This window comes from Moorena sp. SIO3B2 (assembly GCF_010692525.1).
GTDB lineage: Bacteria > Cyanobacteriota > Cyanobacteriia > Cyanobacteriales > Coleofasciculaceae > Moorena > Moorena producens.
Window position 1 is genome coordinate 1 of sequence record NZ_JAAHHE010000728.1, and the last position, 2,053, is coordinate 2,053.

Below are 2,053 nucleotides of genomic sequence, written 5' to 3' on the forward strand. Positions count from 1 at the left end.
TCAATGTTAGGGCATCATAAGGCAAATCCCGAAACGTATTCAAGCAAATCCAACCGTCCGGGTCTTCTTCTAAGGCATCAACAATGGGAACCTTAGTTTGAGCCGCATTCTCAGCTTGTCCAGGATAGACAAATAACAACCCTTGAGCAATTGTCGTCGGTAGTGAATTGACACAGGCACGTTGGGAAATTTCAGCCTTTCCCCTTTCTTTTTGCTGTGGAATGACTTCACACTGGCCTGTTCCGGAAAAAGCCCAGCCATGATAGGGACATTCTAGCCATCCATCCTGATTAATTCTACCTTCAGACAGTGGAGCCAAACGGTGTGGACATTGATCGACAAAAGCTCGCCACATCTGTTCATGCTTGTCCCACCAGAGGACAATATCCTGCTCTAACAAAGTGAAGCGAGTGGGCTGGGATTTGTCTAAATCCTCGATGTAAGAAACAGGATACCAAACTTCTTGCCAGTCAAAGACTTCTGGATCAGAGCCACCTGCTGCCAGTTCTTGCACTGCCTTAGTTTGAGAGGTTACGGACTGTAAAACCATGCTAGACATAGTAGGAATTTTTAAAAAAAGTATGGGATTTTTAGTCATAATAAATGTAACATTTTTTTAAAAAAATAGTCAATAAAAAATCAACCATCTAGGATGATATAAAGTAGCATCAGGACAGCTAAAATTATTAATAATATGGTAGTCGTAGATTCAGAAAAACGTACATCAGCTAAAACAGCTTTGCGTCAAGTGCTTGCGGCTTGTGGTGGCAATACTAAGGATGAAGCCGTAATTGCTGCAATTAATCATTTATGTCAACTCAATCCGACAACAGCACCAACAGGTCATGGGGAACTCCTGGACCATGAATGGTTGTTAATTAGCGCACCTAATTTTCCGGGAGGAGAGCAACTGGCAGAGGGTAAGTATGCTTACACTCTCGGTCGTCTTGCTTTTAATATGTTTCAACCCACAGGATTAAAACTGGTGATTGACCGAGTTGTCCAACCTGTATTTTTGTTGGGAGATGGTCAACAGCGTAGTTATGATATCGTTGTGGAATTTACGACCGTTGATGAGTCTATGCCTCAAATCAGGGGAATTGTACGCAACCAAGGCGTTTGTTATCCCGTTAGTGATTGGGTGCTACAAGTACAATTTACAGGAGGTATTTTAGCCCCCCATCCATCAACAAATCTAAAAGATTGGCAAGCCATTTTTGGTGTTCAATGCCCATCTTCACAGAAAAGTTGGACAGAAAAATTGATGTCTGGTTTTTTCAAGTTGATGTTCGGTTTAGTACCCCCCCAAGGGATGAACCCAGATACTGGAGAAGTAGCATTTACCATGAAGCGATCGCCCAAAGGTCGTCTACAAATTCTCTATCTGGATGAGGAACTACGAATCACTCGTGGAGAAAAGGGTACAGTCTTAGTCTGTGACATCCACAGGTGCGACCCGTGACGAATTTAATAATTAGATGCGGAAAGCGCACTTACTAATTTCAAAAGCGATGCAGCAAGGTAACAGGGGATTTACACCACTCGCACTTTGCCTCAAAACAGTAAGATGCACCCATTTTTTTGGGAGCATCTCATTTTGGTAAATATATCGTTTTATGTGAGCGGTATAATCACCATGATACAGCTATTTGCGGTATGTTTCTTCCAAAGTGGGATGCTCCTGCTTTGTTTGGGGCGTTCTTTTTGTTTAACTCCCGCTAATCGGAAACAGGAAGTACTTAGTAATTGGTAACCCCAAGAATAGGTTGAGGATTGGTATTAGGTAACTGTGGCGGTGTGAAGGTACCAGAGTATAGAGGTGATTCCTCTTGAACAATGAGTGGTAATGATTGGCGCATTTGAGCAGCAACCGCTACAGTTTTTACATCATAGGTTTGAGTGACTAGCTTCGGATAAAGACCGATGCCAATAATAGGGATTAACAGACAAGCGGTAACGAAAATTTCGCGAGGCTTGGCATCCCCTAGGTATTTCTCAATAATTATGCCAGAGTTATTTTTACCGAAAAATACCTGTCTGAGCAGTGAAAGCA

At 42.4% G+C, this 2,053-nt stretch carries 2 protein-coding genes and 1 pseudogene; 1 reads left to right on the forward strand and 2 read right to left on the reverse strand.

Annotated features, from left to right (window positions below; translation table 11 throughout):
* Positions 1-559: Rieske 2Fe-2S domain-containing protein (locus tag F6K38_RS40355; protein ID WP_287360476.1), on the reverse strand; the 559-nt coding region annotated here is incomplete at its 3' end.
* Between the two features lie 135 nt (positions 560-694).
* Here F6K38_RS40355 and F6K38_RS40360 point away from each other — a divergent pair.
* On the forward strand, positions 695-1,462 hold the full coding sequence (locus tag F6K38_RS40360; protein ID WP_287360474.1) for a PAP/fibrillin family protein: 768 nt from the start codon (positions 695-697) through the stop codon (positions 1,460-1,462).
* Between the two features lie 277 nt (positions 1,463-1,739).
* Here F6K38_RS40360 and F6K38_RS40365 read toward each other — a convergent pair.
* Positions 1,740-2,053, reverse strand: a pseudogene (locus tag F6K38_RS40365) (NAD(P)H-quinone oxidoreductase subunit 4); the annotation flags it as partial.

Bases quoted from the DNA above. Each gene is read 5' to 3' on its own strand.
- F6K38_RS40360 (WP_287360474.1), top strand. From the start codon at position 695: ATGGTAGTCGTAGATTCAGAAAAACGTACATCAGCTAAAACAGCTTTG.